Annotated in this window: 4 protein-coding genes and 3 tRNA genes; all 7 read right to left on the reverse strand. The window is 40.5% G+C overall.

From position 1 onward, the window contains the following. Positions 1 to 82: 82 nt before the first annotated feature. Positions 83 to 157: transfer RNA gene (locus HMPREF3179_RS01965), tRNA-Thr, on the reverse strand. Between the two features lie 212 nt (positions 158 to 369). Further along, positions 370 to 443, reverse strand: a tRNA-Gly gene (locus HMPREF3179_RS01970). A 60-nt stretch (positions 444 to 503) separates the two neighbouring features. Beyond that, positions 504 to 589 (reverse strand) — tRNA-Tyr (locus HMPREF3179_RS01975). Positions 590 to 760: 171 nt separating this feature from the next. Then, on the reverse strand, positions 761 to 1,813 hold the full coding sequence (locus tag HMPREF3179_RS01980; RefSeq protein ID WP_141743418.1) for a ParB/RepB/Spo0J family partition protein: 1,053 nt from the start codon (positions 1,811 to 1,813) through the stop codon (positions 761 to 763). Positions 1,814 to 1,853: 40 nt separating this feature from the next. Further along, positions 1,854 to 2,633: a ParA family protein gene (locus tag HMPREF3179_RS01985; protein WP_070469480.1), complete on the reverse strand. Its 780-nt coding sequence runs from the start codon at positions 2,631 to 2,633 to the stop codon at positions 1,854 to 1,856. A gap of 1 nt (position 2,634) precedes the next feature. Then, positions 2,635 to 3,288, reverse strand: a complete 654-nt coding sequence (rsmG, locus tag HMPREF3179_RS01990; RefSeq protein WP_036560582.1) for a 16S rRNA (guanine(527)-N(7))-methyltransferase RsmG — start codon at positions 3,286 to 3,288, stop codon at positions 2,635 to 2,637. A gap of 82 nt (positions 3,289 to 3,370) precedes the next feature. Then, positions 3,371 to 5,278, reverse strand: a complete 1,908-nt coding sequence (gene mnmG, locus HMPREF3179_RS01995; protein WP_070469482.1) for a tRNA uridine-5-carboxymethylaminomethyl(34) synthesis enzyme MnmG — start codon at positions 5,276 to 5,278, stop codon at positions 3,371 to 3,373. Positions 5,279 to 5,681 lie beyond the last annotated feature (403 nt).

Here is a 5,681-nt window from a genome sequence, read left to right on the forward strand (position 1 = left end):
GGGGTTTGGTACGTTCAAACTTACCTTTTGCCATGACCTACTCCTGAAAGATTCCTGACAGTTAGTGTGATAATTAATGTAGTGGTGCCCAAGGCGAGAATTGAACTCGCGACCTCTCCCTTACCAAGGGAGTGCTCTACCACTGAGCCACTTGGGCACTAGGAAACTTGATGCTTTGTGCATTGAGTAGCCAGCTATTAAATCAATAATAATTGCCGGTGTAATTCCTACACAATATTCAAAACAACAATTCTTATTAGCTACAAATAGCTAGAGTAAATCATTTGCCTGTTACAGATTATTTACTCTAATTATCTGGGGTGAAAATTGATGCTTGCTAGTCCTAGCGAGAACAGATATAAAGACAGTTGGAGCGGGTGATGGGAATCGAACCCACGCCGTCAGCTTGGAAGGCTGTTGCACTACCATTGTGCTACACCCGCAATGGGATACCTAACTAACGACCCTACATCTATAACTATTAGGCTCTAAGCAACACTCTTTGGTGGTGGAGGTTGGATTCGAACCAACGTAGGCGTTAGCCAACAGATTTACAGTCTGCCTCCTTTAGCCACTCGGACACTCCACCGCAAAGAATTAATTATGATAATAAGTTATTTGGTATTTGTCAAATACTATCATGCTGATAATTAAAAATGTTGTGTTTTTGTTGCTATTTAGCCAAGCTTTTAGACAACATATCCATATATTTGATAAAAAACTCAAAAGGCGAGCTAAAGCTCTGCCCTGAGCGTTGCTTTCAATTTTCAATCACATCCGCTAGGCCTTGCTTTTCTAGTAGATTATTTAGCTGCTCCCAATCATGAAAATCGATCAGTAACTGCCCTTTTTGTTTTGCATTTACCTTGATTGTTACTGTTGTACCTAAATAGTCCGACAAGGCTTCTTCTAAACGCAGCACGTCACGACTTCTTTCCTTGCTGACAGGCTTTTTCTGTTGCTTATCTTGATTTAAAAATTGCTTCACTAAACGCTCTGTTTCACGCACTGATAACTGCTTTGCGACCACTTGATGAGCTAATAGAATTTGTTCTGCTGAGTTAAGTGCTAATAAGGCTCTAGCATGGCCCATATCAATTAAGCCTTCGATTAACTGCTCCTGAACGGGTTCAGCTAAATTAAGTAATCTTAGCAAATTAGAGGTATATGAACGCGAACGTCCAATACTTTCTGCTGCTTGTTCATGCGTAAAATTAAACTCATCAATTAAGCGTCGTATACCTTTGGCCTCTTCTAAAGGATTTAAGTCCTCACGCTGCATATTTTCGATAAGCGCCATAATCGCGGCTTGCTCATCACTTACATCGCGAATGAGGACCGGCACTTCATTTAAACCAGCGATTTTTGCTGCTCTAAATCGTCTTTCCCCGGCAATAATTTCAAAAGCGTCCTTAGTTCCCGCTAAAGGACGTACCAGTAAGGGCTGCATAATCCCTTCACGCGCTATCGAGTCAGCCAATTCCTGCAACTTTTCCTGTTCCATCTTGCTGCGTGGCTGATACTTACCTGCACGCAATTGCTTTAATTGCAATGTATTTGTGCTGGACGCTTCGCCTTCGCTTTGAGGTGTAGCCACTTCAGTTGTGGCCTTCGTGCCGCTATCAACGGTCGCCTCTCCTCTAAGAACCTGAGCCATGCCGATATCATCACCTAACAAAGCACTTAATCCACGACCTAAACCCTTAGCTTGTTTTTTTGCGGCAGTGGCTTTAATTGTTGCTTTTTTTGCACTTGTTTTTTTAGTGACGGTAGTTTTAGACGCTGTTTTTTTACTTACTGATTTATTAACCATTTCTCGATACTTTAATTTAAACTTAAACTAATTACTTTAATTATTTTTTCTTAGTAATTTTTAAAAGCTCTTTAGCAAATTGCATATAAGCTTTTGCGCCACGCGATGATTTATCGTATTGAATGCCAGGCATCCCATAACTTGGCGCTTCAGCTAAACGAACATTGCGCGGAATAAGTGTTTTAAATACTTTATCGCCAAAATACTCTTCCAATTGCTCGGAGACTTGCTGCTGCAAAGTCATACGTGCATCATACATCACACGTAATAAACCGGTGATTTCCAAATTAGGATTAATATTTTGATGTACACGCTTAACCGTATTAACTAAATCCGATAAGCCCTCTAAGGCGAAATATTCGCACTGCATTGGAATAATCACGCCATCGGCAGCTGCTAATGCATTAATCGTCAATAAGGATAAGGTGGGTGGGCAATCAATTAAGATAAAATCATATTGCTTAGTTAATTCAGCAATCGCATTTTTCAAGCGATACTCACGGTCTTCTAATTCCATCAAATCAATGTCAGCACCAGATAACTCGCGATTACTGGCTAGTACATCATAAGCACCTGTTTCAGAGCTAACAACGGCATCATTAATGCCTGCTTGAGCTATTAATACGTGATAAACATTTGATTCTAAATCATTTTTATCGACACCAGAACCCATGGTCGCATTACCCTGAGGATCGAGGTCAATTAAAAGAACCTTTTTCTTATTCGAGGCAAGACCAGCGGCAAGATTAATTGCGGTGGTCGTCTTACCCACGCCACCCTTTTGATTTGCTACACAATATATTTTAGGCAATTTAACCACCCTAATCCTTTTTACTTATCCATAGTAAACAACGCTCAGCATCCAGATCCACCACCTGCAGTTTTTGCCAACTACTTAGTTGCCAATCTGTATTACATTCTAAATCAGCAACCTCATCGGCTAGATAATGCCCCTTCATCGCCGCCAGTAGACCACCAACTTTTAAGGTATGACCAGACCAATTAGCAAAATCGCGTAAAGATGCGAAAGCTCTAGATATCACTAAATCTGCTTCATGTGAACGATAGTCTTCAATTCTACCGTGCTTTGAACGCAGATTCTTCAAACCCAGGCGTCCAGCGACCATGGTAATAAATGCAGTCTTTTTTTCAACCGCATCCACACATGTCACCTGCCACTGAGGACAACATATCGCAATAACCACACCAGGCAAGCCTCCGCCTGAACCCACATCCAATACAGTCAATGGTAATTGTGGATCGTAGCGTTCAACTAAGGACGGTATTACAGCAAGACTATCAAATAGATGCTGAATCAAAATTTGTTCAGCATCTTTTATCGCAGTGATATTATACGTTTTATTCCACTTTTGTATAAGCTCAAGGTAGAGCAAAATATCCTGCCTTTGTTTATCATCAAGCCTTAAACCCATTTGTTCTGCAGCTCGTTCTAGACGGATACTAAAGTCTGTCATATGAACCTTACCTATCTGGTGTTAATTCGCATTGTTTCACGTGAAACATTTATTTATAAGCTAGCATAGCTTTAGCGTTAGATTAGGCCTTTAACGACTGCTGTGCCCGCTTTAAGTGGATTAACAACAGTGAAATAGCAGCAGGCGTAATACCGGAAATACGAGACGCTTGACCTATGGTCTCGGGTCGATGCTTATTCAAAAATGAACGCGCTTCAATCGATAGGTTACTAATCGCATCATAATCAAAATCAGCTGGAATTTTCATATTTTCAAATTGCTGTTGACGCTTCACTTCTTCTTGCTGTCTATCGATATAGCCAGCATATTTAATCTGAATTTCCACTTGATCAATTTCATCATGGCTTAAGGTTTTATCCGTGCTAAAGCTATCACCCTCTTTGCTTTTTAAACTCATTAAGGCCTTATAACTAACATTCGGACGCTTAAGTAGTTCAGCTAAAACATAAGCTTTTTCAGGTGCAGTACCTAAGACGGCAGCCGCTTCGTTTTTATCAAAGGTCTCTCCGTGCACCCGAATAGAATGTAAACGCTTGATTTCAGCTTGAACATTATCACGTTTAGCAGCAAAGGCTTCCCAACGTGCCTGAGGTACCACACCTAAACGATAACCAATTTCTGTTAATCTAAAATCGGCATTATCTTCACGTAAACTTAGTCGGTATTCAGCGCGTGAGGTAAACATACGGTATGGTTCTGTCACGCCACGGGTAATTAAATCATCGACCAACACACCTAAATAGGCTTCATCACGGCGCGGCGTCCAACTATCCTTACCTTGTAAAAGTAAACAAGCATTAATACCCGCTAATAAACCCTGAGCAGCTGCCTCTTCATAACCAGTAGTACCATTTATTTGTCCGGCAAAGAATAGACCCTTAATGTGTTTACTTTCCAAGCTAGCTTTTAATTCACATGGATCATAATAATCATATTCAATGGCATAGCCTGGTCGCAAAATATGTGCATTTTCTAGACCACGGATACTACGCACTAACTTAAATTGAATATCAAATGGCAAACTCGTTGAAATACCGTTTGGATAAATCTCATGGGTATGTAATCCCTCGGGTTCTAGAAAGATTTGATGTGAGTTTTTATCGGCAAAACGGTTAATCTTATCCTCAACCGATGGACAATAACGCGGACCGACCCCATCAATCTTACCGGTAAACATCGGTGAACGGTCAAAGCCACTACGGATAATGTCGTGGGTACGTTCATTCGTCTGCGTAATCCAACACGAAATTTGTGGCGGGGGTGGTTCTGTACGTCCCAGATAGGAGAAAACGGGTATAGGATCGGTATCACCTGGTTGATCAACCAAGTGCGTAAAATCAATAGTACGCGCATCTAACCTAGGTGGCGTACCCGTTTTTAACCGTCCCTGAGCTAAGTTTAACTCCTTTAAACGATGAGCAAGACTGACCGATGGCGGATCTCCAGCTCTACCACCTGAATAATTATCAAGACCAACGTGAATCTTACCGTTAAGAAATGTTCCTGCTGTCAATATAACAACCGGTGCGTAAAACTTTAAACCGATTTGAGTCACTGCACCTATCACACGGTCGCCTTCAATCAATAAATCATCGACGCCTTGCTGGAATAAGTAAAGGTTTTCTTGGTTTTCTAAGATATAGCGAATCGCATTTCTATATAGGACTCTATCTGCTTGGGCGCGCGTCGCTCTGACTGCAGGGCCTTTAGAGCTATTAAGAATTCTAAATTGAATACCCGCCTTATCAATAGCTTGTGCCATTGCGCCGCCGAGCGCATCAATTTCTTTAATCAAATGCCCCTTACCAATCCCACCAATCGAGGGATTACAAGACATCTGACCGAGTGTTTCGATATTGTGTGTTAACAACAAGGTTTTAAATCCCATACGAGCAGCAGCTAAGGCCGCTTCCGTACCGGCATGACCCCCACCAACAACAATTACATCAAATTTATTTGGAAAGTCCATGATATTTTAAGGGTATAAAAAATTTATAGCGCTGAGACGGAGATAATATTTTATTGAATCAATTAATTAAGATGCGCCTTTATTTTTATGGTGAAACCACGTAACGCAGTATAAGGCGAGTAATCTATCCATCTGCATTTTAGAATTTATGTTGATGTATTTTACCATAGATAATTACCGCTATAAATTGATTTTAAAGAGTTGATGTTTCACGTGGAACAAGTTTAAGAATTTGCTTTGATTGTTGTAGTTGAAGCTTCTGCTATTAAAACAGTAGTTGTAAAAACTCTTCTTTAAATAATTTACTCTCCGTTTGCCGTCTAAATTTAATCTAAGTCTAATCTTTTACTACTAGTGGTGCTCACTAATTTGAGACTTTTGCATAAAAGCAGTTAAATACCGG

Origin of the sequence: Oligella sp. HMSC09E12, assembly GCF_001808505.1 — a bacterium.
Taxonomy (GTDB): domain Bacteria; phylum Pseudomonadota; class Gammaproteobacteria; order Burkholderiales; family Burkholderiaceae_B; genus Oligella; species Oligella urethralis.